The organism is Paenibacillus castaneae (assembly GCF_002884445.1).
Taxonomy (GTDB): domain Bacteria; phylum Bacillota; class Bacilli; order Paenibacillales; family Paenibacillaceae; genus Pristimantibacillus; species Pristimantibacillus castaneae.
Map to the genome: position 1 here is coordinate 3681193 of NZ_KZ614144.1, position 25839 is coordinate 3707031.

23 protein-coding genes are annotated in these 25839 nt (G+C 47.4%); 2 read left to right on the forward strand and 21 right to left on the reverse strand.

The features are described 5' to 3' along the window. Positions 1-72: 72 nt before the first annotated feature. The 6 genes from hslV to sucC form a co-directional block, all read right to left on the reverse strand. Positions 73-618 carry an ATP-dependent protease subunit HslV gene (hslV, locus tag CEF13_RS16730; RefSeq protein WP_102712182.1) on the reverse strand — a complete coding sequence of 182 codons (546 nt, stop codon included), beginning with the start codon at positions 616-618 and terminating at the stop codon, positions 73-75. Positions 619-677: 59 nt separating this feature from the next. Beyond that, positions 678-1997 carry an FADH(2)-oxidizing methylenetetrahydrofolate--tRNA-(uracil(54)-C(5))-methyltransferase TrmFO gene (gene trmFO / locus CEF13_RS16735; RefSeq protein WP_102712184.1) on the reverse strand — a complete coding sequence of 440 codons (1320 nt, stop codon included), beginning with the start codon at positions 1995-1997 and terminating at the stop codon, positions 678-680. A gap of 416 nt (positions 1998-2413) precedes the next feature. Then, a complete protein-coding gene (gene topA / locus CEF13_RS16740; RefSeq protein WP_102712186.1) occupies positions 2414-4519 on the reverse strand; it encodes a type I DNA topoisomerase in 2106 nt (701 codons plus the stop codon). A gap of 28 nt (positions 4520-4547) precedes the next feature. Further along, positions 4548-5681, reverse strand: a complete 1134-nt coding sequence (gene dprA, locus CEF13_RS16745; protein ID WP_243864339.1) for a DNA-processing protein DprA — start codon at positions 5679-5681, stop codon at positions 4548-4550. A 174-nt stretch (positions 5682-5855) separates the two neighbouring features. Next, complete coding sequence (gene sucD / locus CEF13_RS16750; protein WP_102712188.1) at positions 5856-6788, reverse strand: succinate--CoA ligase subunit alpha; 933 nt, start codon at positions 6786-6788, stop codon at positions 5856-5858. A 58-nt stretch (positions 6789-6846) separates the two neighbouring features. Next, positions 6847-8007 (reverse strand): ADP-forming succinate--CoA ligase subunit beta, encoded by a 1161-nt coding sequence (sucC, locus tag CEF13_RS16755; protein WP_102712190.1) that lies wholly within the window; start codon positions 8005-8007, stop codon positions 6847-6849. 366 nt (positions 8008-8373) lie between these two features. Between sucC and CEF13_RS16760 the strand changes: the two genes are divergently transcribed. Next, positions 8374-9945, forward strand: coding sequence for a YifB family Mg chelatase-like AAA ATPase (locus CEF13_RS16760; protein WP_102716411.1), 1572 nt, complete (start codon positions 8374-8376; stop codon positions 9943-9945). Between the two features lie 184 nt (positions 9946-10129). On the opposite strand, the gene CEF13_RS16765 is transcribed toward CEF13_RS16760, so the two are convergent. From CEF13_RS16765 to rplS, 7 genes are all read right to left on the reverse strand, one after another. Continuing rightward, entirely contained in the window at positions 10130-10534 is a 405-nt protein-coding gene (locus tag CEF13_RS16765) for a YraN family protein (protein WP_102712192.1), read from the reverse strand. Next, positions 10527-10835 (reverse strand): EscU/YscU/HrcU family type III secretion system export apparatus switch protein, encoded by a 309-nt coding sequence (locus CEF13_RS16770; protein WP_102712194.1) that lies wholly within the window; start codon positions 10833-10835, stop codon positions 10527-10529. The genes CEF13_RS16765 and CEF13_RS16770 overlap by 8 nt, the downstream gene beginning before the upstream one ends. Beyond that, a complete protein-coding gene (locus CEF13_RS16775; RefSeq protein ID WP_102712196.1) occupies positions 10832-12682 on the reverse strand; it encodes a hypothetical protein in 1851 nt (616 codons plus the stop codon). Before CEF13_RS16775 ends, CEF13_RS16770 begins: the two co-directional genes overlap by 4 nt. 249 nt (positions 12683-12931) lie before the next feature. Beyond that, positions 12932-13546, reverse strand: a complete 615-nt coding sequence (locus tag CEF13_RS16780; RefSeq protein ID WP_102712198.1) for a ribonuclease HII — start codon at positions 13544-13546, stop codon at positions 12932-12934. Positions 13547-13584: 38 nt separating this feature from the next. Beyond that, entirely contained in the window at positions 13585-14451 is an 867-nt protein-coding gene (ylqF, locus tag CEF13_RS16785; protein ID WP_102712200.1) for a ribosome biogenesis GTPase YlqF, read from the reverse strand. Positions 14452-14460: 9 nt separating this feature from the next. Then, positions 14461-15093 (reverse strand): signal peptidase I, encoded by a 633-nt coding sequence (lepB, locus tag CEF13_RS16790; protein WP_102716412.1) that lies wholly within the window; start codon positions 15091-15093, stop codon positions 14461-14463. 173 nt (positions 15094-15266) lie between these two features. Further along, complete coding sequence (gene rplS / locus CEF13_RS16795; protein ID WP_102712202.1) at positions 15267-15608, reverse strand: 50S ribosomal protein L19; 342 nt, start codon at positions 15606-15608, stop codon at positions 15267-15269. Positions 15609-15801: 193 nt separating this feature from the next. Here rplS and CEF13_RS16800 point away from each other — a divergent pair, with 193 nt between their 5' ends. After that, on the forward strand, positions 15802-17229 hold the full coding sequence (locus CEF13_RS16800) for a CAP-associated domain-containing protein (RefSeq protein ID WP_102712204.1): 1428 nt from the start codon (positions 15802-15804) through the stop codon (positions 17227-17229). 68 nt (positions 17230-17297) lie between these two features. On the opposite strand, the gene trmD is transcribed toward CEF13_RS16800, so the two are convergent. From trmD to smc, 8 genes are all read right to left on the reverse strand, one after another. Next, on the reverse strand, positions 17298-18050 hold the full coding sequence (gene trmD / locus CEF13_RS16805; protein ID WP_102712206.1) for a tRNA (guanosine(37)-N1)-methyltransferase TrmD: 753 nt from the start codon (positions 18048-18050) through the stop codon (positions 17298-17300). Positions 18051-18053: 3 nt separating this feature from the next. Beyond that, positions 18054-18581, reverse strand: coding sequence for a ribosome maturation factor RimM (gene rimM, locus CEF13_RS16810; protein ID WP_102716413.1), 528 nt, complete (start codon positions 18579-18581; stop codon positions 18054-18056). A 93-nt stretch (positions 18582-18674) separates the two neighbouring features. Then, a complete protein-coding gene (locus tag CEF13_RS16815) occupies positions 18675-18905 on the reverse strand; it encodes a KH domain-containing protein (protein WP_053375695.1) in 231 nt (76 codons plus the stop codon). Positions 18906-18930: 25 nt separating this feature from the next. Next, positions 18931-19203 carry a 30S ribosomal protein S16 gene (gene rpsP / locus CEF13_RS16820; RefSeq protein ID WP_102712208.1) on the reverse strand — a complete coding sequence of 91 codons (273 nt, stop codon included), beginning with the start codon at positions 19201-19203 and terminating at the stop codon, positions 18931-18933. Positions 19204-19236: 33 nt separating this feature from the next. Further along, on the reverse strand, positions 19237-20613 hold the full coding sequence (ffh, locus tag CEF13_RS16825; protein ID WP_102712210.1) for a signal recognition particle protein: 1377 nt from the start codon (positions 20611-20613) through the stop codon (positions 19237-19239). Between the two features lie 22 nt (positions 20614-20635). Then, positions 20636-20998: a YlxM family DNA-binding protein gene (ylxM, locus tag CEF13_RS16830; RefSeq protein ID WP_102712212.1), complete on the reverse strand. Its 363-nt coding sequence runs from the start codon at positions 20996-20998 to the stop codon at positions 20636-20638. Between the two features lie 166 nt (positions 20999-21164). Next, positions 21165-22166 carry a signal recognition particle-docking protein FtsY gene (ftsY, locus tag CEF13_RS16835; protein WP_102712214.1) on the reverse strand — a complete coding sequence of 334 codons (1002 nt, stop codon included), beginning with the start codon at positions 22164-22166 and terminating at the stop codon, positions 21165-21167. Between the two features lie 40 nt (positions 22167-22206). Continuing rightward, positions 22207-25782 carry a chromosome segregation protein SMC gene (gene smc / locus CEF13_RS16840; RefSeq protein ID WP_102712216.1) on the reverse strand — a complete coding sequence of 1192 codons (3576 nt, stop codon included), beginning with the start codon at positions 25780-25782 and terminating at the stop codon, positions 22207-22209. Positions 25783-25839 lie beyond the last annotated feature (57 nt).

Below are 25839 nucleotides of genomic sequence, written 5' to 3' on the forward strand. Positions count from 1 at the left end.
ATCCCTCCGATATCTTTTTGTCCAAATGGCATTCCGATGCGTGTTCGTATCATATAAAGAGCGATACTCAATCTATCCAATTTCTTCGACAATAATATTATTATTGGTGAATACGCAAATCTCAGATGCAATTTCTAATGACGAGCGCGCAATGTCCTTGGCATCCATTTGCGGTGCATGGCGCTTAAGCGCTCTTGCTGCCGATAACGCAAAGCTTCCACCAGAACCGATTGCCAAAATCCCGTCATCCGGCTCAATAATCTCTCCATTTCCAGATATAAGCAGCAGTCCGCTTTGATCCATAACCAGCATCATAGCCTCGAGTCGACGAAGCACGCGGTCAGAGCGCCAATCCTTTGCAAGCTCAACAGCAGAGCGCTGCAAATTCCCATGATGCTCTTCAAGTTTTCCTTCAAATTTTTCGAATAATGTAATGGCGTCAGCAACTGATCCTGCAAATCCAGCTATGACTTGACCACGGTATAGTCTTCTAACTTTTTTCGCTTGATGCTTCATCACCATACTGTTCCCGAAAGTTACCTGCCCATCGCCTGCAATTGCGCCTTTGCCTTCATGGCGAACCGCGCAAATGGTTGTTGCATGAAATTGCATTTCCATTGCTTTGCCTCCTCTAAATCGGTAATTGAATAGACATGGTATGCTCTCATTACGAAATACTATTGCAAATGTTCCCGTTTAAATTGCTCGATTCCTTCTAAGGCACGATTTGCGATCATTTCATTCTTTTCTTTCTTGCTGCGAACCTTCTTCCCTAGCGGCGGGAACAGGCCGAAATTGGCGTTCATCGGTTGAAAATGTTTGAAATCAGCTGTCGTTATATAATTAGCCATGCTTCCTAACGTTGTGTGCTCGGGCAAAATAAGCGGCTCTAAGCCACGCGCTAGTCTAGCAGCATTGATACCGGCGATCAAGCCCGACGCTGCTGATTCTACATAGCCCTCTACGCCCGTCATTTGACCTGCAAAAAATAAATTTTCACGAGTGTTGAGCTGATAAGTTGGCTTAAGCAGACGCGGCGAATTAATGAACGTATTGCGGTGCATAACACCGTATCGAACAAATTCAGCGTTCTCGAGTCCTGGGATCAGCGAGAAGACGCGCTTCTGCTCTCCCCATTTGAGATGAGTCTGGAAACCGACAAGGTTGTACAGCGTTCCTGCAGCGTTGTCCTGGCGAAGCTGTATAACGGCATGTGGAAGCGTGCCCGTATGTGGATTAATTAAGCCGACAGGCTTCATAGGTCCAAACAAAACCGTTTGCTTTCCTCTGCTTGCCATTATTTCTATCGGCATACAGCCTTCGAAATATACTTCCTTCTCGAAATCCTTTACTTCTGCTGTTTCTGCAGTAGTAAGAGCCTCATGGAAAATTTCGAACTCCTCTTCTGTCATTGGACAGTTCAGATAAGCAGCCTCGCCTTTATCGTATCTCGAAGCTAAGTAAACTTTGTTCATGTCTATGGAATCTTTCTCTACAATAGGTGCGGCTGCATCAAAGAAATAAAAATATTCTTCACCAAGCAGCTGACGTATCTGGTCGGACAAACCTGGTGCTGTGAGAGGACCTGTAGCAATAACTACGATGCCATCCTGAGGAATTTCTGTAACTTCCTCATTGCGCACCTCTACTAGCGGATGCTCATGCAGCCTGCGGGTAACTTCACCGGAAAAACCGTCACGGTCAACCGCGAGCGCCCCCCCTGCTGGCACCGCATGCTGATCAGCACAGCTCAGAATAAGAGAGCTCAGCTGACGCATCTCTTCTTTCAAGACTCCTACCGCGTTTGTTAAGCCGTTAGCACGCAAGCTATTGCTGCATACCAGCTCAGCAAATTGATTCGTATGATGAGCCGGTGTCTTCGTCACAGGACGCATCTCATATAGAACGACAGGAACTCCTTGCGATGCGATTTGCCATGCTGCCTCACTGCCTGCAAGACCTGCTCCGATTACGGTTACTTTTTGCGGTTGCGACAAACTAAGTCAATCCTTTCAAAAATAAATTTCAGCTAACTTATAAAACACTCACACACTGCTCATTGTTTCTAGTCTCTCTTGCATATGCTCTAACATCTTTCTAACTATATCTTAAACGAAATGGTTTTATCCCTACAATAGGAGTAATAATGAGACATTTATATGTATGGGTTGAATGGGACCATTTTCTTGCCCCTGTCAGACAGGTCTCTTATTCAACGATTTGTGCTTATTGATGGTTAAACCCTCCCGGACGGGGAGGGTTAGCGAAGCTAGGCTGGATGAAGATGCCCGTATAATAACGGTGTCCTCCCTGTTTGCAGGGAGGACGGGCTGTTGCAGCTAAATTTGATGCTAAGGCTAATCAAGGCACAGTCAAGAAGGCATCACTGCCTTGCCTGAATGCTGCTTTGAAATTAGCTATTCTCAACATCTTGATCATCCTCGTCCAGTACTTCTTCCGAGTAGTCACAGGTTGGACACTTGAGCTTCAATCCGGTTCGATTGCGTTTCTCTACAAGCTTAGAGCTGCACTCCGGACATGGCTTGTTCGTAGGTTTATCCCAGGAAACATAATCACAGCCTGGATATTGATCACAGCCATAGAAGATCCGGCCTTTCTTGCTGCGGCGCTCAATAATTTTGCCTTCCGCGCATTTCGGGCATGTGACGCCGATGTCTTTAATGATCGGCTTGGTGTTCCGACAGTCTGGGAAACCAGAGCATGCAAGGAATTTACCAAAACGACCCATTTTGAATACCAAATGACGTCCGCATTTCTCGCAAATCTCATCCGACACTTCATCTTGAATCTCGATTTCTTTCATTTCTTCTTCCGCTACTTCAAGACGCTTCTCGAAGGATTCGTAGAACGTGGCAAGCACCTTTACCCAATTTTCTGTGCCTTCCTCAACATGGTCAAGATTTCCTTCCATGTTAGCCGTAAATTCAGCATCCAGAATTTCAGGGAAAAATTCCTCCATCAGTTGGATAACGAGATCGCCGAGCTCAGTTGGCATGAACTTTTTCTCTTCCATGGCCACGTATCCGCGCTTCTGAATCGTTTCCAGTGTAGGAGCGTATGTGCTGGGACGTCCTATTCCAAGCTCCTCTAACGTCTTCACAAGCCTTGCTTCCGTGAAACGCGGAGGAGGCTGTGTGAAATGCTGCTTCGGCTCGATTAATTCGGAGCTGATGACATCTCCTGCTGCAAGCGGAGGCAGGAACTTATGCTCTTCAACCGTTCCGTCATCATTGCCTTCTACATACACTTTCATAAATCCAGCAAACTTCACCTTAGATCCATTTGCTCTAAATACCGTTTCACCCGATTTCAGATCAACCGTCATCGTGTCTAGAACTGCAGATTGCATCTGACTGGATATGAACCGTTCCCACACCAGCTTATATAATCGAATTTGATCACGGCTTAGAAATGGCTTCATCGAATCCGGATCTCGCAGAATAGAAGTTGGTCGTATCGCTTCATGCGCATCTTGCGCATTGCTGTTCTTTTTGGTGTACACTCGCGGCTGCTCGGGAACAAAGTCTGCACCGTACTTTTCCGTAATGTACTCCTTTGTTTCCTCTTGCGCTATAGGAGAAATTCTGGTGGAATCCGTTCTCATATACGTAATTAAACCGACTGTTCCTTCTTTGCCGAGCTCAACACCCTCATACAGTTGCTGTGCAATTGACATGGTCTTGGATGCACGGAAACCAAGCTTTCGAGCCGCTTCCTGTTGAAGTGAACTCGTAATGAACGGGGGCGCAGGATTGCGTAAACGTTCTTTCTCTCTAACGTCAGATACAATGAATTGACTGCCATCCATCGCGCGAAGCACTTCCTGTACTTCGTCTTCCTTGCCCAGCTCGCGCTTATCTCCGTTAATGGAGTAATATTTCGCATCGAATGGAATGCCAGAATGATTTAGTTTTGCGACGATAGACCAGTATTCTTCCGGCTCAAACGCATCGATTTCATTGTCGCGATCGATGATAAGCTTAACCGCTACGGATTGTACGCGTCCAGCGGATAGTCCCTTCTTTACTTTCTTCCAAAGCAAGGGACTGATCTTATAACCAACCAAGCGATCCAATATGCGTCTTGCCTGTTGAGCATTCACTAAGTCCATATTGATTTTGCGCGGTGTTTTGAAAGCATCCTTCACCGCTTGCTTCGTTATTTCATTAAATACGACGCGGCAAGTATCTGTTTCATCAAGCTCCAGATAATGTGCCAAGTGCCACGCAATCGCTTCTCCTTCGCGATCCGGATCGGCTGCGAGAAAGACGTTTTTCACTTTTTTGCTGGCGTCCTTCAATTCCTTGAGCACGCTGCCTTTACCGCGTATCGTTATATATTTTGGATTAAAATCATTTTCAACCTCGACGCCGATCTGGCTTTTGGGCAAATCGCGAATATGTCCCATTGAAGCTTTAACGATATATTTACTTCCCAAGTACTTACCAATCGTTTTGGCTTTGGCTGGGGATTCGACGATGACTAATGAATCTGCCATGTGGGGCGCCTCCTCTCTCTAATACAAACTATAAAGCAATATATATGGACCCGGGCTGCAGTTCGATTTTCCGTTTTATACATAAATTTAGCAGAAGTGCGTTCAAATGTCCAAACGGAATGGCTGATAGCTCGTGTAATTCATTAATGGACAAAGGCTGATCCTGTAAATATCCGATTATTTTATGCTCTTCCGGAGTTAGCTGCGCACCTTCCACAGCCCGCTTGGAATCCATATTGCCTTTGCTGGCTTGAACAGCCTTCAAGGCATCTGGCAGCCAATTTAATTCTTCAATAATATCATTCACATTACTGATCAGCTTCGCTTCTCCGCGCTTTATGAGTTCATTCGGCCCTTCGCTCTTCGGCGATGAAATCGGACCGGGAATAGCGAATATTTCTCGCGACATTTCAAGTGCGTGCTTAGCTGTAATGAGTGAGCCGCTCTTTGTTGCTCCTTCAATTACAACGGTTCCTACAGTCAACGCGGCAATGACCCTATTCCGCTGATGAAATTGACCCGGATGAAGCGGTGTGCCTATAGGCGTTTCTGATACTAATAAGCCTCGTTCAGCTATTTGATGAAATAGAGATAAATTTTCCGGCGGATAGCATGTGTCGATCGGAGTCGGCAAAACGGCAATGGTGCTGCCCGCTTCGTACATGGCTGCTTCATGAGCTTTACTATCGATGCCTCTTGCAAAACCGCTTACGACGGTTAAATCTGCCGCAGATAACTCTTGAGCGAGCTTCATTGCTGTTTGTCTGCCATAAGCAGTAGGCACTCTCGTCCCAACAATCGCAATAGCTGGACGCTGCAAAAGCTCCAATCTGCCCCTTGCATATAAGACCCAAGGAGGCTGTGCAATCTCCCTGAGCACTGACGGATAGTTTGAATCGAATGGCGTCAGAGTAACCGCGTTAGCGCGGGCTACAGCTTCTGACGGATCATCAGACAATATCCACGGCCTCTCCTCATAACGCTCAGCTGCAGATTTCGCTTGGCTTCGATTGAGCCCGATCTCAAGCAAATCCTCCATGCTCCAATATCGTTTATTCCAGAATTGATGCTTGACGGCCTTCTGGATCGCGTGCCATCCGATGCCTGGAATTTCATGAAAAGCAATGATCATTTGTCTGCGAATATCTTTGTTATTGTCCAATTTGTCCAACCCTTTCTTTGATAGGGCTGGCTTGCATTCCTATCTATTGTGCGTTACAAGAGAAAAGAATGCAAGTCAACCCATAAAATAATAACTACAGAAACAAAAAAAGCAACCCTCCAACTCCCGCTATCGGGTCGTTGAAAGGTTGCTTACCTTAGGTCTTCTATTTAATTATTTGCGAGTAATGCATTTCTCGAGCAAGCCTTGCTCTTCAAGAACACTTACAAGCGTAGAACCCATTTCAGACGGTGTCGGAGCAACTTTAATGCCGCAAGCTTCAAGCGTAGCGATCTTTTCAGCTGCTGTACCTTTACCGCCAGAAATAATAGCGCCAGCATGTCCCATGCGTTTGCCCGGAGGCGCTGTAGCGCCGCCGATGAAGCCGACAACCGGTTTTTTCATATTAGCTTTAATCCACTCAGCAGCTTCTTCCTCTGCTGTACCGCCGATTTCGCCAATCATGATAACCGCGTAAGTGTCTGGATCTTCATTGAAGAGATTAAGGATGTCGATAAACTCCGAGCCTTTAACTGGGTCGCCGCCAATACCTACAGCAGACGATTGGCCAATTCCACGAGTCGTCAATTGATGAACCGCTTCATAAGTCAATGTACCAGAGCGAGAAATAACGCCTACATGGCCTTTTGTATGAATGTAACCCGGCATAATACCGATTTTGCACTCATCAGGTGTAATAACGCCTGGACAGTTAGGTCCAATTAGAACCGTTTTGCTTCCGTCCATATAACGTTTAACTTTTACCATGTCAAGCACGGGAATACCTTCTGTAATACAAATAACAAGATCAAGCTCAGCATCGACAGCTTCCATGATCGCGTCAGCAGCAAATGCCGGCGGTACATAAATAACTGAAGCGTTAGCGCCAGTAGCAGCTACAGCTTGAGCAACCGTATTAAATACAGGTAGAGAAACGAGCGTTCCGTTATCAAGTGTTATGTCAACGTTCGTACCGCCTTTGCCAGGGGTAACGCCGCCAACCATTTGCGTACCGTATTCCAGTCCGCCCTTTGTATGGAACAAGCCAGTAGCGCCTGTAATACCTTGGGTAATAACTTTTGTATCTTTATTGACCAAAATGCTCACTCTTAACTCACATCCCCTGAATGAATTCGTATGCGGACGCGCCGCATAGCAAGATATCTTACTTCACGAGAGCGACAATCTTCTGTGCGCCGTCCGCCATGGAATCCGCTGCCACGATGTTCAATCCCGATTCTTTCAAAATAGTTTTGCCGAGGTCTACGTTTGTACCTTCTAGACGTACAACAAGCGGACGGTCAAGTCCAACTTGCTTCGCAGCTTCAACAACACCGTTAGCAATAACGTCGCAACGCATAATGCCGCCGAAAATGTTAACAAAAATCCCTTTAACCTTCTCATCAGACAAAATGATTTTGAACGCTTCCGTTACCTTCTCAGCAGTCGCACCGCCCCCTACGTCCAGGAAGTTAGCAGGGTCGCCGCCGTAATATTTGATAATATCCATTGTCGCCATCGCTAGACCAGCACCGTTAACCAAGCATCCGATGTTGCCATCAAGCGCAATATAGCTAAGGTCGAATTTGGATGCTTCAATTTCTTTCGCATCTTCTTCTTCAAGGTCGCGAAGCTCAACGATATCTTTGTGACGGTATAGCGCATTGGAATCAAAATTCAACTTCGCATCGAGAGCAATAACTTGTCCGTCGCCTGTAACAACGAGTGGATTGATTTCTGCAATTGAAGCATCTTTTTCTACAAATGCTGTGTAGAGTGAAATCATGAACTTAACCGTTTTGTTGACAAGCTCATTAGGAATGTTGATTGCATACGCCAGCTTGCGAGCTTGGAAAGCTTGCAGACCTACAGCAGGATCAACGATTTCTTTGAAAATTTTCTCTGGAGAGTGTTCAGCAACTTCTTCAATCTCAGTGCCGCCCTCTTCCGAAGCCATCATAACGACACGACCTGTACCACGGTCCAAAACTACGCCGATATAATATTCTTTCTTAATATCGCAGCCTTGCTCGATTAGAAGACGTTTAACTTCTTTGCCTTCTGGACCTGTTTGATGCGTAACGAGCACTTTGCCAAGAATTTCACCAGCATATGCACGTACTTCATCGATACTTTTTGCTACTTTAACTCCGCCCGCTTTACCACGGCCGCCTGCGTGAATTTGTGCTTTCACGACAACAACCGGTGTTCCGAGAGCTTTAGCCGCTTCAACAGCTTCGTCCACCGTAAAGGCTACTTTACCTTCTGGCACAACGACACCATACTGTTTTAGGACCGCTTTCCCTTGATACTCATGGATATTCATTGTTGAAATCCTCCATTTCACAGACTGAAATCAGTCATATGTACACAAACAACTATCATTGTAGCATCTTTCGTCAACCGTTACCTCATTTTCACACATAATTAATACGACCTTTTTAATATGGGTTTCATCTCAAAAAGAGATTAAACGATTATTTTCGACTAAAACCACCAATTGACGGGCTGCTTCCAACCTTTTTTTTCACAAAACTACGTTGTTTATGATGTCCATATGGCTGTTTAATTACACTGACTATTTTTAAGGTTGACAAATGGAAGATGCCTAATTTATGATAGCTTCAAATTCATACGAAGATCGGAATGGTAAGGAAGCACCTTCATTCAATACATGGGGGTGCTTTTTGTCGTGTTCAGCTTAATTCAGAGCGCAAGTGTGTATGGAGTAGATGGAAAAAATATTTCGGTTGAAGTAGATATTTCCAGTGGAATTCCGCAAGTAAATATCGTTGGCCTGCCAGACCCGGCTGTCCGGGAATCGGTGGAACGAGTAAGAGCCGCTCTCAAAAACAGCGGTTTTGTGTTTCCAATGGATCGAATTACAGTGAATTTGGCTCCTGCAGATTTACGCAAAGAAGGAACCTCCTTCGATTTGGCGATTGCCGCCGGCATATTAACTGCAAGCGGGCAAATTCAAGCAGTCCCCTTCCAGCATACACTTCTAATAGGCGAGCTTTCACTCAGCGGCCACGTCCGTCCGGTATCCGGCGTTCTGGCCATGATTGAGCAAGCAAAGCTAAGCGGGTTTAAACGAGTATTGCTGCCAATTGACAACGTGAAGGAAGCAGCATGGATTTCAGATATGGAGTTATTCGCATTAAGTCATCTCAACGAACTGAATGCGAAGGACAATAAGCAATTGAACTGGAATCATATTTATGTCGGCCTTGAAGGCAATACAGCGGCTAGATTAAATAGAGCAACCTCAGCCTCCACCCAGCAGTACAACGAAATCGGTGATTATGGAGATGTCATTGGACAGCACCAAGCCAAACGCGCGATGCTGATCGCGGCAGCAGGCAAACATAATATTTTGCTGAACGGTCCCCCAGGAACGGGGAAAACGATGATGATTCGTCGATTACCTGGCATTTTGCCCTTATTGAATGAGCAGGAAGCGCTTGAGGTAACGAAAATATACAGCGTTGCAGGCAAGCTGACTGAAAGCTCACACGGTCTTATTACTACGCCTCCCTTCCGTGCTCCGCATCATACGATCTCCGCTGGCGGATTGATCGGAGGAGGCTCTATTCCGAAGCCGGGCGAGGTGACGCTTGCTCATCGCGGTGTCTTATTTCTAGACGAGCTGCCTGAATTTCCTCGTCAAGTGCTTGAAGTCATGAGGCAGCCGCTTGAAGACCGAATAGTCACTATTTCACGCTCTAAAGCCGTATTTCAATTTCCAGCAAGCATTATGCTCGCAGCTTCCTTTAACCCATGTCCATGCGGCTATTATGGGCACGAATATGGAGATAAACGGTGTACGTGCAGCGCTTCTATTATAAGCCGCTATCGTTCGAAAATTTCCGGGCCGCTGCTGGACCGTATTGACCTGCAGCTAGAGGTTCCGCGTCCGATCTCATTCGACAACGGGAAAGCAGGTCCAACCTTAAGCTCTGCTCAAATGCGTGAGACCGTGCTTGCCGCTAGAGCCTACAAGCATGCCAGATTAGCTGAAATGGGCTCTGAATCCGGGGGAGAATTATCGGGGGCCGCCTTGCGAAGAAGCGTTAATCTAAGGCCTGATGCCCTTCAACTGCTCGAGAACGCATTTGAAGTGCTCGGAATAAGTATGAGAGCCTATGATCGTATGCTTAAGCTCGCTCGCACAATAGCAGACATTGATGCAAATGAAAGAGTAGAGGCTGAGCATGTTACCGAAGCAATTCAATATCGAAGGCTGGACAGTAAGCTTGTATAATGGAAATGGGATGAACTCGTACGATGTGAAGATCCCGATGCATTAACATCATTATTTGAAACTAATTCCAATTGCTATAGCACACCCGTCGTAATGTCTGGCCAATCCGTAGGTACGGGTTGGCCTATTTTTTGATCGATTATTGACGGAGGAAGTTAGATTTAACCAAGCACCAAGCATCGTTCTAGAATGCACTCTCATAATGCTTGCAAGCCAGAATGGAACCATCCTGTCGGCTGATCGATACCGCAATGACATCGAATCGCATGAGGGCGTTCGATTTGCCTATGCTGCGCAAATAAATCAGCGCTGTATCTCGAACCTTCTGCCGCTTCCGATGGTCAACGGATTCTACAGCCGTTCCGAATTTGCCGCCCTCCTTGCGAGTGCGAACTTCAACAAACACAAATCGGCTTTCATACTCAGCTATAATGTCAATCTCACCGCTTCTGCAGCGCCAATTCCGTTCTCTGATGATGAAGTCTGCATCAAGCAGCAATTGATAAGCAGCCTCCTCTCCCAATTGGCCCGTTTGAGGCCTAGAATCATTTTTCACTAGCTTACTTCCTGTGCCATCGCCTTCAATCATCCCTCATATCCCTCGCTTTACGATCAGAACGATATACGAAGCTCAGTATTTCTGCTACAAGCGTATAAAGCTCTGGAGGAATTTCCTGATCAATATCCAGCTTGGATAGAACTTCAACAAGCGAAGAATCCTCCTGAACCGGTATGCCATTCTGCTTCGCTCGCTCTAGTATTAAATCTGCAATATGACCTTTTCCTTTTGCTACCATGACAGGAGCCGTACGCTCACCGGGCTCATATTTTAATGCTACCGCTTTTTTCGACTTGGGCGGCCGCTGACTCCATTCTTTTTCATTACTCATATGCGGTAATCAACTCCTCTATAGCGAGTTGATGTAAACTGCGACAAATCAGGCGGCTGTTGGATCTTAGCCGCAGTAGGTACAGGCTCTTCGAGCATATGCTCTCCTGACTTTGGCAGTGGAGTGGTCCGAAGAGACAGCAGTTGATAGCCGACAGCCTGCAAGCTTTCAGCGATTTCAGATTTAGATGAGTCTGCGAGCGCAGCTATAGCGGGATGGTCATTCCACAGGTTCAAGCTTACGATTTTGTCGGTTACATTCACATCTACCATCGTATTTCCAATTGTATTCATGGATAGATTGAACAAGAGACGGCAGTTGGAGGAATCCAGTTCACCCTTGCGGCCACGTCTTGTTTGGATATGGACAGAGGCGGTTTGTTTGCCATCTTGACTGTTCAAAGGAATAAACATCGTAACATGAGTTAGCATTGAACTATTTCGCTCTGGCGTCAGCAAGAGCTGCTGTCCTGTTATTTGCTGGACAAGCTGCTGCGCTGTTTCCTTAATTACCGGCGGTGTATCATCCGCCGCGATGAGGGATAATAACGCGCTCTTTAACGAATCCTGCTGAGTGTTATGAGCAGGCTGAACGGGCTGAGCGGACTGTGGCAGCTCCACACCGTGATCTCCTCCATCCACACTTGCAATCATTGAACTGGCATTCGTCATAACGGCACGTTCCGCAATATGGCGAGCTTCTAGCGGTTGCGGTCTTATCGGATGCTGCTCTTCAATCGAATTCAACTTCCCTGTCGCAGCCAAAGCTGCTTGCCCTTTATTATTCCCAGCCAGCGCTTCTCCTTCAGGCTGTGCCGCGGCGCTGCGTCCTGCAAAATTCCCTTGCAGGTGCTCTTCTGTTTGACCGGCTTTTTGAGCTGCCTGCTGCGGCTGAGACTCGACAGCCGCTGACTTCGCGAGCTGAAGCTCATGATCCACGCCAAGCCATTTCATCATCTGACCTATCCAATTTTTGGAACTATCCGTCCGAGCCGGTTGCTGCTGCAACGTAACTAAGTCATCATCATCAGCTTCCTGCATCGAATTTATATTCATATTAAGCGCTGCGTCCGTGCGAATCGCTTGTCCGCCAAGTACAGACACAGCAGCTGTTTGTTTTGCATTACCCCCCGAAGCTGCAGGCTGCTCACTTGCTGCTGCCACGCTCCGAAGAAGCTCGCTCCCCTCTGCTAGCAGCTGCAGCACGCGAACTGCCTCTTGCGAGACTGGCTTAATATTCACGCTTCCTTCTCTTTCGCCTCCCGCAGCTGCCGCTAGCTGTGTCTGCAAGGTATCCAGCAGCTCATGCGCGCTCTTGCCGAACATTACCTGTTGCATGGCTCCAACGGTTGTTCCTGTCATAGGCAAGCCGCGTTTAAACGCGGCTGCTGATGCACCCATCCATTGCTCCGCATCTCCGCCTGCGGGCATTGCAGCTGCTGCTTGCTGAAAGGATTGCGCCACCTCGCGATTGAGAATAACCCCTTCTTTGCGCAAATCTTTAACAATCTCGACTGCCCATTTCTGCTCAGGCAAGCTCAGCTGCTTCGCCCACTCCTTGAATGTATCATCCGGCAAGCCTACTGCGCCTGGTTCGATTTGTTTTAACATGACAAGTGCTCCGTTTGATTGCGGCTGCACCTGCAGAAGCGCTCCCTGCCCGACTTGCAGCGGAAGCTCCAGCTTCGCTCTAACTTGCACGCCATTTATTTGTACAAGTGCTTCATTATTTTCCAGCACCTGCAGAATCACACCGCGAACAACCTGGCCGACTTTAAGCTCCAGTGCCCGTGAATCCTGGCTGGAAGCTTCACCAAGGAAGCTTCGCATCATTTGACTAATATTCATTTATTCATCCGCCTCCGTTGCCGCAGCCCTGACTCCGTCTTTCCTTATGAAAGCTACTCGATATTTTGACCATCGTTTTATACGAATCCATTAAACCTATATCTGTTATATCGGCTTAAGCTTCCTAAGCATGAAGCATTTCACCCGCAAAAAACGATTAGATAAAAAAAATGCCCTTTAATGGCTTAAGGCAATTAAGCACCTCAAACCATCAACGGGGCATTTTCACATTGTATAGCCTATTAGCGTCTAGAAGAGCACAAGCTGCTCTTCCGTAAATAAGTTGCCGAGAAAAGATTTCCGGTGAAGCCGACTTGGGCCATTCTCCAGCAAGCGCTCCCTATGAAGCTTGGTTGCATAGCCTTTATGTATAGCTATTCCATAGTCAGGGTATCGCTGCTCCCATTCCTCTTTGCATAGCCTGTCCCTCGTAACTTTAGCTACGATGGAAGCTGCTGCAATGGATTGACTCGTAGCATCGCCTTTAATAATCGATTGCTGCGGAAGTGATACATCCACCTTCTCCGCATCAATTAATAAGTAATCCGATGGAAGCTGCAAAGATTGTACAGCAAGCTTCATTGCTAATCTGGCTGCTTGCTTAATATTAATCCGATCAATCGTCTCCGCATCAACACGAGCTGCTGCCCAGGCTAGGCTCTCCTGCACAATAATATCGTAGAGCTGGTCGCGCTTCTTCTCCGAAAGCTTCTTCGAATCATTAACACCCTCTATGACAAGCCCGGGAGGCAGAATAACGGCTGCAGCGACTACGTCACCGAATAGACACCCTCTTCCAACCTCATCTACGCCAGCAATTGCTTTATAGCCTTCTAACCATAATTCCTTCTCATACTGCAGCATGCTGTATTCCCCCAATCCCCAGAAAACGAATGCGTCGATTAATAGGGAGGCGCTTCAAGCGTAATACGGCCAAGCTTGCCTGCGCGCAAATCACGCAAAATAATGCCTGACGTCTTCTCCAAGTCAACGCGTCCGCCGCTTATCAAGCAGCCTCTCCGTCTTCCGATATCCTCCATGACCCTAACGATCTCATCCGAATCCGTAATGTCCTTAGGAGGCGTGTCCAGCTCATAACGCTCCTGCATAATCGGCCAATAACGTTCTAGAAGCTCGCGCATTGCAAAAAAGGCAATGTCGTCAACATTCAAAATTTGCTCTCGAATTGCTCCTGTCATAGCCAGCCTATAACCCACAAGCTCATCCTCAAACTTGGGCCACAAAATACCAGGCGTATCCAGAAGTTCCATTTCTGTGCCGACCTTTATCCACTGCTGGCCCTTCGTCACACCCGGACGATCTCCGGTTAAAGCAATGTTTCTTCCAGCAAGCTTATTAATAAGTGTCGATTTCCCTACATTCGGAATACCGACTATTAATCCACGAATAGCGCGCGGATTGATTCCTTTTGCGATTTGACGAGCTATTTTCTCATGCAATATTTGCTTTGCCTTGAGCGGAACCTCATTAACCCTTGTACCAGTTGATGAATCGATAGCTATAGACTCATGCCCTTCATTGCGGAAATATTCCATCCACTGCTCAGTTGTCTTTGGATCAGCTAAATCAGATTTATTCAGTACAATCAAGCGCGGCTTGCCGTTTAATATTTCCTCAATCATGGGATTCCGACTTGAAAGCGGAACCCTTGCATCCAATAGTTCGATGGCAAGATCGATTAGTTTGAGTTTGTCCTGTATTTGCCTTTTCGCCCGGGTCATATGTCCCGGAAACCATTGAATGGTCATTTACTCACCTCATTTAGTCCAGTGCTTTATAAATTCCAGCTTATTGAGCGGCCAGAAAATAACATCTGCCCGTCCAACAACCTCTTTGTCCGATACAAAACCGATCATGCGGCTGTCTGTGCTGTCGCTGCGATTATCACCCAGTGCAAAGATCATCCCTTCGGGAACGGTACCTTCCGTATGTTCAGCATTCGGGAAGTTTGGTCCGCCGCCGTTATAGAGCATGCCTTCAGCGTGTGCAGCCTCCAAAGCCTCTTTAATATAAGGCTCCTCGATTTTCTTATCATTTATATAAAGATCGTCGCCTTCAAGTCTTATCGTATCCCCAGGAACGCCGATTACTCGTTTGATAAATCTTCTGCCTTGCTCTGGAACATCGAATACGACAACTTCTCCATATTTCGGCTCGCGTATTGTATATACGATTTTATTTACGATCAATCGTTCTCCGGTTTCAAAATTCGGCTTCATGGATGCCCCGTCGACAATAAACGGTGAAAATAAAAATTGACGAATGAGAAAAACGAGAACAACCGCGATAACCAGCGCCTTTATCCATTCCACAGTTTCCTTGTAAGCGCCGCCTCGCTTCCCTGATCCAGAAGCATGAGCAGCTGCGCGCTCCGGTAAATCCTGCTGGATGTCTGCATGTATGTTTGTTTCATTGTTTTCCTTCTCATTGCTGCTGTTTAGCTCGTCATTTCGTTTCTGTGTGTCCACTCCATTCGCCTTCTTCCCGTATGCTAATATGTAAACAGCTTTTGTGAAATAACGAAGAGGAGCTTGATTGCGCAAGCCCCTCTTGTCGTTTGTTCTTAACGAATTTCTTTAATTCTAGCAGCTTTACCGCGAAGTTCACGTAAGTAGTACAATTTCGCACGACGTACTTTACCACGACGAGCCACTTCGAGTTTTTCGATTTTAGGCGAGTTAAGCGGGAAAGTTCTTTCCACACCTACACCGTAGGAAATTTTACGCACTGTAAAAGTTTCGCTGATACCACCGCCGCGACGTTTAATAACAACGCCTTCGAACAATTGGATCCGCTCACGAGTTCCCTCGATAACCTTTACATGAACTTTTAGCGTGTCACCCGGACGAAAGTTCGGAAGACCTTGACGAAGATTTTCTTGCGCAATAGTTTGCAAAAGATTCATATGATTCACTCCTTCCACCATAGACGTTCTTATAAGCTCACCGAATTCCACTGAACCGGTTCATCGCTGATAGCGGACCGTCCGACTTTACGAACAACATTAGAAATTTTACCACATTCAGCCCAATATTACAACACGTTTTTAAAACACATAATTCATGTATACATATTATGACAATCAATGACAAATAGAGGTGTTTCCCATTCGATATTCATTAACTGCGCTGACTGCCGCCAAAAAAGGCTGTCTATTCCTGCTCATACTTATCATCTTCACCGCTCAACCGTATCAAGCTTTCGCCGAGCCGCAAACATTTATGGATACGAAAGGACATTGGGCTCAGCCGTATATTGAATGGGCCGTAGACCAAAAGCTAGCTCAAGGCTACAGCGACGGTTCATTCCAGCCCAACAGGCTTATCAGCGAAGCTGAATTTATTGCGATGCTGCTTCGAGCTTACGATCTAGTTCCGCTTTCTTCTGCAACAACCGGTTCCTGGTCAAAGCCTTATTACGACTATGTGAATGAACTAGGCTGGCCGGTCCTCTCGTTAAAAACCGCCACCAATTCATTCCCGCGCGGACAAGCCGCCTTGATAATGGCTTCAGCAGCGAACGGAAGCAGCTTCAGTGAGCAGAGCGCCGTACAGTGGCTGTTGGACGAGAAAATATCGAACGGACGCACATCAGCGACGATAAATGGATTCATACCAGATGGAAAACTAACCAGAGCCGAAGCGCTTACTTTCTTCTACAATTTAAAGCTTCATTTCCCTAACTTATCATCTAAGAAAATAATACCTGCCGCAGAAACCACATTAGGAGGTATCGCTCTAAACGACAGCTTACAGAAGCTGGAGAAGCTGCTTGGAAAGCCTTCACGCATTGATCAAAGCGAATACGGCTTCTCATGGTATGTATACAACGAAAGCTACACGAATCTCATGATGTTCGGCGTGAAGAATGATCTTGTCGAAGCGCAATTCTCTAATGCAGGCAGCAGCTGGAAAAGCACTAGAGGTATCCAAATCGGTCAGCCGCTAGCAGAAGCCAAGAAGCTTATTAGTTCGCCTAACAAAGCAGTTACAGGCGAAAACGATTATGCTTACACAGCCGGGAATGTACGTACCTCTCTCTTCATAGACAAGCAGGACCATAATAAAATCATCGGCATTATTCGAATGAACAATACCTCTTCTGCAGCAACAAAATCAGCTTACACGAGCAAGCTCGAAGCAGCGTTTGAGCAGCAGACATTTGATCTAGCTAACGCAGAGCGCGCTGTTCGCAATATCCCAACCTTAGCGTGGGACAAGCTTGCTGCGGCATCAGCGCGATCACATAGCCATGATATGGCGACACGTCGTTTTTTTGATCACACGAATCCAGACGGTTACTCGCCATTCGACCGCATGAAGACGGAAGGAATTAAGTATCATTCAGCCGCAGAAAACATAGCTGCAGGCTATAGCAATAGCATTTATGCCCACTATGGCTGGATTAATTCTGAAGCAGGACACCGCGAGACTCTGCTAAGCACGAAATATACACGTCTTGGGACAGGGATTGCCTTTAACGGGAAATATAATGTTTATTATACCCAAAATTTCTATACGCCATAATCTCATAACACCAAAGAAATAAAAAAGCCGCCTCGGAGTTCCGCTGCGGCTTTTGCTTGTGAGAGCTGCTAGTCGTAGTTCTGGGGCGTCCTTTGCTTCTTCTTTGCTGCCAGCCACTTACGCTCCTTGTCAGTCAGCTCTGCTGACTCCAACAGATCTGGCCGACGTTCAAGTGTACGCAGCAATGATTGTTCACGACGCCATACTTCAATATTCGCATGATGGCCTGAAATAAGGACATCTGGAACTGACCAGCCGCGAAACTCTGCCGGTCGTGTATAATGCGGATGCTCAAGCAATCCTGTGCTATAGGAATCCGTAACCGCAGAAGTTTCATTGCCAAGCACGCCGGGCAGCAATCTTACTACACTATCTATGAGCACCATAGCAGGAATTTCTCCGCCTGTTAGTACATAATCGCCTATTGACAGCTCGTCCGTCACGAGATGCTCGCGAATGCGTTCATCATACCCCTCGTAATGACCGCAAATCAACACGAGATGCTGTTCCTTCGCAAGCTCCTCAGCCTTCTGTTGAGTAAATTGAGCCCCTTGGGGGCAAAGCAATATGACTCTTGGTTTAGCATTCTCGTCTTGCTTAAGGTCCTCCACGGCCGCAAATACGGGATCTGGCTTCAGCACCATGCCGCCTCCGCCTCCATAAGGATAATCATCAACCGTATTATGCTTATTGCCAGAATAGGCACGGAAATTGATCGCCTCAAGGGAGACAATCCCTTTTTCTTTTGCTTTTCCCAAAATACTCGCGCCAAATACGCCATCGAACATTTCTGGAAACAGCGTTAGCACATCAATTTTCATCTTTTAAATCAATCCTTCCATCAAACGGACCGTGACAAGCTTCTCTTTCGTATCAACTTGAATGAGAACCTCGTCAATGACAGGCAATAACACCTGCTTGCTGGACGCACCCTTCGGACGATCAACAACCCATACGTCATTGGCGCCAGGACTCAATATTTCGGATATCGTACCAAGCTCCTCGCCCTCCTCGGTAACGACTCGGCATCCGATAATTTCATGATAATAATACTCGCCTTCATCCAGCTCCTCCTGATTAGCGGAGGATACTTTAAGCACCCAGCCCTTATACTTCTCAACTGCATTAATATCAGTAAAGCCCTCAAGCTTCAATATGTATACATTCTTATTGGCACGCGAGCTGACAACCTTCACTTCAAGCGATGCTCCGCTCTCCTCGTTCTGCATGAGCAGCTTGCTTCCAGGTGCAAACCTTGTTTCAGCAAAATCGGTTTGTGAAAGTATTTTCAGCTCTCCTCGTATTCCATGTGTATTAACAACCTTCGCGACCGTCAACCATTTTTCGCTCATTTCAAACCAGCCTTTCATATGTGTATCACCCTATTATACATGAAAAAAGAGGGCTAGGATATTTCATCCTAACCCTCTCTTCCATGCTGTGCATCACGACATGATGTCGACGATGACACGCTTTTGCGATTTAACGGAAGCAGAAGTCACTACCGTTCGCATTGCTTTCGCAATGCGGCCCTGTTTACCGATGATTTTACCGATATCCTCCGGATGAACCGAAAGCTCGTATATCGTGCCACGGTCATCATCCTTCACATTGATTTGCACCTGATCAGGATGATCAACCAATGCCTTCGCTATGACAAGAATCAATTCTTTCATCTCAAGGACCTCCGCAGCTCAACAGTTATTTCTGTTGCTTAAGCTCATGGAACTTTTTCATTACACCTGCTTTGGAAAGCAAGTCACGAACGGTATCAGAAGCTTGCGCTCCAGTTTGCAACCATTTCAACGCTTTTTCTTCATCAATCTTAACTTGAGCCGGTTGTGCAACCGGGTTATAAGTACCGATTTCTTCGATAAAACGTCCGTCACGTGGTGAACGGGAATCCGAAACGACTACGCGGTAGAAAGGAGCTTTGTGAGCACCAATTCTTTTCAAACGAATACGTACTGCCATGAAAATTCACCTCCTTCAAAGAGTAAACGATAATTAAAACGGAAATTTCATATTTTTGCCGAGCATACCTTTAAGGCCCTTCTTGCCGCCCTTAGGTCCCTTCGGTCCCATCATCGAGGAAAATTGCTTCATCATCTTCTTCATATCATCGAACTGCTTAATCAGACGATTGACTTCCACAACACTAGTGCCGCTGCCAGCCGCAACACGCTTGCGACGACTGTGGTTAAGCAGCTCTGGCTTTTGTTTCTCCTCTTTGGTCATGGAACGGACTATTGCTTCGACACGGCCGATTTGTTTCTCATCGACCTTCATATCCTTCATGCCCTTCATCTTGTTCATGCCAGGCAGCATATCCATAATTTGATCAAGCGGTCCCAAATTTCTAACCTGCTCCATCTGCTCAAGGAAATCATCGAACGTAAATTCCGCTGTGCGCATTTTGCGTTCCATCTCTTTAGCTTTGTCAGCATCGATATTAAGCTGTGCCTTCTCAATCAGCGACAGCATATCACCCATGCCGAGAATTCGTGATGCCATCCGTTCAGGATGGAACGGCTCCAAGGAGTCGATCTTCTCCCCCATTGCCGCGAATTTAATCGGACAGCCTGTAACAGCTTTGACCGAAAGCGCAGCGCCGCCGCGTGTATCGCCATCAAGCTTCGTCAGTACTACGCCGGTTAAGGCAAGCTGCTCGTGGAAGCTCTGTGCTACGTTTACTGCATCCTGACCCGTCATCGCATCAACGACTAACAGTACTTCATCAGGTTTCGTTACCTCATGAATTTGCTTCAGCTCATCCATCAGCTCTTCGTCAATATGCAAACGGCCCGCTGTATCGATAATAACGTAATCATTGCCGTTTTCCTTCGCATGCTGTAGCCCAGCACGAGCGATTTCAACAGGAGAGGTCTGGTCACCCATTGAAAATACCGGCGCATTGATTTGTTCACCGAGAACCTGAAGCTGCTTAATCGCTGCCGGACGATAAATATCACATGCAAGCAGAAGCGGCTTGTGGTTGCCCTTCTGGAGCAGCTTAGCCAGCTTTCCGGAAGTCGTCGTCTTACCAGCGCCCTGCAAACCTGCCATCATGATGACGGTCGGCGGTTTGTTTGCTTTAACAAGCTTGCTTTGGGTTCCGCCCATCAATTCAGTAAGCTCTTTGTTTACGATATCGATGACGACCATGCCAGGCGTAAAGCTCTTTGATACATCTAAGCCGATAGCACGTTCCTTAACCTTTGCGATAAAGTCTTTTACGACCTTGAAGTTAACGTCTGCTTCTAGAAGCGCCAAGCGCACCTCGCGCATGGCTTCGCTAACATCCTCCTCGGACACCTTGCCTTTGCCTCTCAGCTTGCTGAACACATTCTGAAGCCGACTTGATAAACTCTCAAATGCTGCCATGTACCGTCACCTCCATTCTTATTTATTCTGAAATTGTAAATTGCGATATGACACTCATCAGCGCCTGCTTCTCCTGCTCTGCGATAGCAAGCTCATTCACATTGTTGACCAGCTCAGCAGTTAGTTGAAGAAGCGACTCATGTCTCACAAGCAAGCTAAGCTTGCTCTCATAGCTCTCAAGCACCTGCTCAGCGCGCTTAATATGTTCATATACGGCTTGGCGGCTAATGCCAACCTCCGCAGCAATCTCGCCCAGCGAGAAATCATCGTGAAAATAATATTTAAGGAACGTCCGCTGCTTCTCTGTCAAGAGCGGCTCGTAGAAGTCAAACAATTGATTAATTCGGGTCGTCTTGGATAAGGCATCTGGTTCATTAGCTTTCATCCCCTCAGCCCCTCCTGTTTGATTATCTTTTGTCTCCGTCAAGTAAAACACCTTTACAGCTGACAACGTCTTTTATCATACATGAGGTGGTGGGCAGCTGTCAAGCTTTTCTCCTTGTCACCTTAACAACCTTTTTTGAAGCCTGCTGCGAATATGAATTTCTTGCTTATTCTTCCGATTTTTCTGATTCTTCTACGTCTTTAACTAATCCGGCAAATAGCGCATGGATGAACTGCTCGGAATCAAATTGCTGCAAATCGCCCATCTTCTCGCCCAGCCCTACAAGCTTCACCGGCAAGCTCAGCTCGTTGCGGATCGCAATAACGATTCCGCCTTTTGCTGTACCGTCCAGCTTCGTAAGAACAAGACCCGTAACGCCGCTCTTCTCACCGAACAGCTTCGCTTGGCTAAGCGCGTTTTGTCCCGTTGTTGCATCCAGCACAAGCAATACCTCATGAGGAGCATCTGGAAGCTCGCGCTGAATTACACGAAATATTTTGTTCAGCTCTTCCATCAGATTCGTTTTGTTTTGCAGTCTACCGGCTGTATCGCAAAGCAGCACATCTACTCGGCGCTGCTTTGCTGCCTGCACAGCATCAAACATTACCGCTGCGGGATCGGACCCGGATTGCTGCTTAATAACATCGACACCTACGCGCTGCCCCCATACCTCAAGCTGTTCAATAGCGCCTGCACGGAACGTATCTCCCGCTGCCATCAGTACACTTTTGCCCTCGCTTTTGAACTTATGGGCCAGTTTTCCGATCGTTGTCGTTTTGCCTACGCCGTTCACGCCTACGAACAAAATAACGGTGATGCCGCTTGAGGCCATTTTTAGATCAGATTGATCATCGCCTTTCATAAGAGCGATAAGCTTCTCTGAAAGAACCGGCTGCAAATCAGCAGCATCCTCGATTTTGCGTTTCTTCACCTCAACGCGAAGCTCGTCAATCAGCTGCATGACCGTATTAACGCCTACATCAGCCCCGATCAGAATCTCTTCAAGCTCCTCATAAAACTGCTCGTCAATTTTTTTGCGGCGCGTGATTAGCTCTTCGACCTTCTCCACAAATGCTGTGCGCGTTTTGGATAAACCTTCCTTAAAAATATTCGTTACCGCTTCCGTCTTCGTAGCGATGCTCTCTTTCAGCTTCTTAAAAAAACTCATCGTTCCAACTCCCCATTTCACATTACCGGCTCAATCTTTTTTAAGCGGATACCGACTCTTGTTCCTCCAAACGGACAGAAACCAGCTTCGAAACGCCGCCTTCTTCCATTGTAACACCATAAAGCACATCCGCTTCCTCCATCGTTCCCTTGCGATGCGTAACGACGATAAACTGCGTGAGCTCTGAGAATTCTCTTAAATATTGAGCAAATCGGGATACGTTGGCTTCGTCCAGCGCCGCTTCTACTTCATCAAGAACGCAGAACGGAACGGGCTTCACTTGCAATATTGCGAATAACAACGCAATGGCCGTTAATGCACGCTCACCGCCTGATAGAAGCTGCAGGTTTTGCAGTTTCTTGCCCGGAGGCTGCGCCACAATATCAATACCTGTATCAAGCACGCGATCTGGCTCAACGAGTATGAGATCCGCGCGCCCTCCGCCGAACAACTTCGCAAATACAATAACGAAGTGACTGCGTATCGCCTCGAATGTCGTTTTGAACCGCTTCGACATCTCATCGTCCATCTCTCGAATAACCTGATAAAGCGTCGTTTTGGCTTCCATCAGATCATCCTTCTGAGCTGACAAAAATTCGAAACGTTCCTTAACGCGATCATATTCCTCAATTGCGCCCAGGTTAACCTCACCAAGAGATGTAATTTGACGCTTGATATCGCGCACCTCAGTCTGCGTTCCAAGCACATCCTCAGGAATAGGATATTGCTCCTTCGCCAGCTCATAGCTCAGCTCGTATTCCTCGCTCAGCTTGCGCAGCAAATTGTCGAGCTCCACATCAAGCCGGTTGGCTGAAATTTCCGTCTGCCGCATTTGCTCCTCAACGTTTCTTAACTGGGCGCGCTGCTCCTTCGTTTCACTTTCACCCTGATCCAGCTCTTGTATGCGCTGCGCGCGTGCAGAACGTTTCAAATCTGTCTGCTCCGAGCACTCTTGTTTCTTCAATCTAAGGCTGTTTAGCTGCTCAATCTGCTGGACCGATTCATTCGAAAGCCGGGCCAGCTCTTCTTCCTGCTGGGCCGACAAGGAACGCAAGCTGTCAAGCTCCTGCTTGGCGCGCTGAACATCGGCGCGCACGCGTGATGATTGGTCCTCAAATGACAGCTTTTCCTGATCCGTCTTCGCAGCTGCAATTTTAATGTCTGTCAGCTGGCCTTGCAGCTCTTCCTTCGCTGATTCGCTCGCTTTGCGCCGCTCCTCAGCCAACCGGATAGCTTCCTGAAGTCTCGCTTCATCCCTAACGAGCTGCTCCAGCCTCTGCTCGGCAGCAGCGGCAGCAGCCTGCGCTTCCTTCTGCTCGGATAAGTGCGTGCTGCGATCAGCGGTATAAAGCTGACGCTGCTCTGCCAAATTTTTGGATTCGTTATGAAGCTGCTGCAGCTCAGCTCTGATCTGCTGCTCCTCAATCCGGCTTTTCTCGCCCTCTGCGCGCAATTCCTCGATATTATGCATGCGTATCGACTGTTCCTTGCGCAAATCGCTAAGCTTATTGCGAAGCTGCTCGACCATTTTGCCTGCGTCCGTAATTTCTTTATCCAGTGAATCGATCTGGCGCTGACGGCCTAGCAGGCTGGCGCCCTTCTTCTGCAGACTGCCCCCGGTCATAGAGCCGCCGGCATTGACAATATCGCCCTCAAGCGTTACAACACGATATCGATATTGGCATTTAGAGGCAATTCGATTCGCTTGTTCCAGCGTTTCAGCGAGCAGCACATTGCCTAATAAGCTTTTTACAATCGCTTCATAGCGTGAATCTGAGCTAACCAAGTCGGCAGCTACGCCGACGAAGCCGTCTACCGCTTCCGCTGTTCGTTTGTCATGATCCGGCACCTGCCTGCCGCGTATAACATCCAGCGGCAAGAAGGTTGCTCGTCCAAGCTGACGCTGCTTAAGAAACCCAATCGCCGTACGAGCTGATTTCTCATCCTCCATGACGATATGCTGCAAAGCACCGCCGAGTGCGGTTTCAACCGCCATTTCAATTCGTTCAGGCACTCGAATAAGCTCAGCAACCGCACCATGAACTCCGCTAATGCCGCCATTGCTGCGCCTTGACGCTTTAAGCACTTCCTTAACGCCCTGCATGAAGCCGTCCAGCGCATCCTGCATTTCCTTCATTGTATCGCGCCTAGACACATGGCTGTCGAGCTTCTGCTCCCATTTCCGAATCGCTAAGGTAACCTCTTCCAGACTTTGCGAAATCGTCTTCGTCTGCTCCGATTCATTCAACGATCGACTTCTTGCTTGTTCTAGACGGGCAAGAGTTGCTTCCAGCGCCTGCGCAAGCTCCGAGCGTCTCTCATCAAGACGGCTCTGCTGCTCCAGCCACTTTGTCTCGTCTTCGCTAAGCCTTTCAATTCGACGCTGCAACGTCTCCTGCTGCTGTGCCGCATAACGAATTTCATTGCGATGCTGCGCCATCGAGCTGAGAACTTCCAGCAGCTCGCCCTTTAAGGTCTCCTCAGCATCAGCTACAGCTCCGCCAGCAACTCCGAGCAGCCTTGACTCCTCTTCCGAAATTTTCGATCTGAGGTCGGCAAGCTGAAGCTCCAGCTGCGCCGCACGGCTGCGGAACTCCGCTTCCTCGCGCGTCATGGTTACAATTCTCGCATCCTGCGCGGCAATCGATTCTTCCAGCTGCCGTTTATTTTGCTCAAGATTGCGTTTGCGCTCTTTAAGAACCTCGCCATAGCCTTCACATTTCTCGAAATCCTCGCTGATTTGCAGCATAGCTTCATGAAGCTGATCGAGCTCAAGCTCAAGGTCGCGCAGCTGCTGACGATCCTTCTCCAAATGCGCATCATGCTTGCTTACTACGGTTGAAAGCTGCAGCTGTTCCTGCTGCAAGCGCTCAAGCTTGCCGTTTGCTTCCGACCATGAGCCATGAATCTGTTCAATGCTATGTACATACATAGATATTTCTTTGGTTTTCAGCTGTTCTTTGAGCGCTTTGAAATGGATAGCCTTCTCAGACTGCTTTCGGAGTGGTCCCACTTGATCCTCAAGCTCTGTTACCAGATCATGAATGCGAAGCAAGTTTTGTTCTGTTTCATCCAGCTTCCGCTGTGCTTCACGTTTCCTGGATTTATATTTCACTATGCCCGATGCTTCCTCAAAAATACCGCGCCGGTCCTCCGAGCGCGTACTTAATATCTCCTCTATCCGTCCTTGTCCGATAATGGAGTAAGCTTCTTTACCGATTCCGGTATCCATAAACAGCTCGGTAATATCCTTTAATCTGCACGGCTGCTTGTTTATTAAATACTCGCTGTCACCGCTGCGGTGAACACGGCGCGTGACCGTTACCTCGTTATACTCAAGCGGCAAAGCACCGTCCGCATTATCAAGCGTAAGCGATACCTCGCTGTAATTAACCGCTTTCCGAGCGTCACTTCCGGCAAAAATGATGTCTTCCATCTTGCCGCCGCGCAAGCTCTTGGCGCTTTGTTCGCCTAGCACCCACCGTATACCGTCTGAAATATTACTTTTTCCGCTGCCGTTAGGGCCTACTACCGCGGTAATTCCAGTAACAAATTCCATCTCCGTCCGGTCGGCGAATGACTTAAAGCCTGATAATTCAATCCGTTTCAGAAACATATCTTGGTTTTCACCTCACCCCTCATTGTATCACAACTCATAGGCCTTGATAACCAT

Excerpts from the sequence above, each read along its gene's own strand:
- rimM (WP_102716413.1), bottom strand. The coding sequence starts at position 18,581 with ATGAGCGAAAAATGGTTGACGGTCGCGAAGGTTGTTAATACACATGGA.
- CEF13_RS16815 (WP_053375695.1), bottom strand. The coding sequence starts at position 18,905 with ATGAAAGAATTGATTCTTGTCATAGCGAAGGCATTGGTTGATCATCCT.
- hslV (WP_102712182.1), bottom strand. The coding sequence starts at position 618 with ATGGAAATGCAATTTCATGCAACAACCATTTGCGCGGTTCGCCATGAA.
- topA (WP_102712186.1), bottom strand. The coding sequence starts at position 4,519 with ATGGCAGATTCATTAGTCATCGTCGAATCCCCAGCCAAAGCCAAAACG.
- rplS (WP_102712202.1), bottom strand. The coding sequence starts at position 15,608 with ATGAATCTTTTGCAAACTATTGCGCAAGAAAATCTTCGTCAAGGTCTT.
- trmD (WP_102712206.1), bottom strand. The coding sequence starts at position 18,050 with ATGAAAATTGATGTGCTAACGCTGTTTCCAGAAATGTTCGATGGCGTA.
- ylqF (WP_102712200.1), bottom strand. The coding sequence starts at position 14,451 with ATGACCATTCAATGGTTTCCGGGACATATGACCCGGGCGAAAAGGCAA.
- sucC (WP_102712190.1), bottom strand. The coding sequence starts at position 8,007 with ATGAATATCCATGAGTATCAAGGGAAAGCGGTCCTAAAACAGTATGGT.
- CEF13_RS16765 (WP_102712192.1), bottom strand. The coding sequence starts at position 10,534 with ATGATTGAAGGCGATGGCACAGGAAGTAAGCTAGTGAAAAATGATTCT.
- CEF13_RS16780 (WP_102712198.1), bottom strand. The coding sequence starts at position 13,546 with ATGCTGCAGTATGAGAAGGAATTATGGTTAGAAGGCTATAAAGCAATT.
- CEF13_RS16770 (WP_102712194.1), bottom strand. The coding sequence starts at position 10,835 with ATGAGTAATGAAAAAGAATGGAGTCAGCGGCCGCCCAAGTCGAAAAAA.
- CEF13_RS16775 (WP_102712196.1), bottom strand. The coding sequence starts at position 12,682 with ATGAATATTAGTCAAATGATGCGAAGCTTCCTTGGTGAAGCTTCCAGC.
- rpsP (WP_102712208.1), bottom strand. The coding sequence starts at position 19,203 with ATGGCAGTACGTATTCGTTTGAAAAGAATTGGTGCTCACAAAGCTCCT.
- smc (WP_102712216.1), bottom strand. The coding sequence starts at position 25,782 with ATGTTTCTGAAACGGATTGAATTATCAGGCTTTAAGTCATTCGCCGAC.
- ftsY (WP_102712214.1), bottom strand. The coding sequence starts at position 22,166 with ATGAGTTTTTTTAAGAAGCTGAAAGAGAGCATCGCTACGAAGACGGAA.
- ffh (WP_102712210.1), bottom strand. The coding sequence starts at position 20,613 with ATGGCAGCATTTGAGAGTTTATCAAGTCGGCTTCAGAATGTGTTCAGC.
- ylxM (WP_102712212.1), bottom strand. The coding sequence starts at position 20,998 with ATGAAAGCTAATGAACCAGATGCCTTATCCAAGACGACCCGAATTAAT.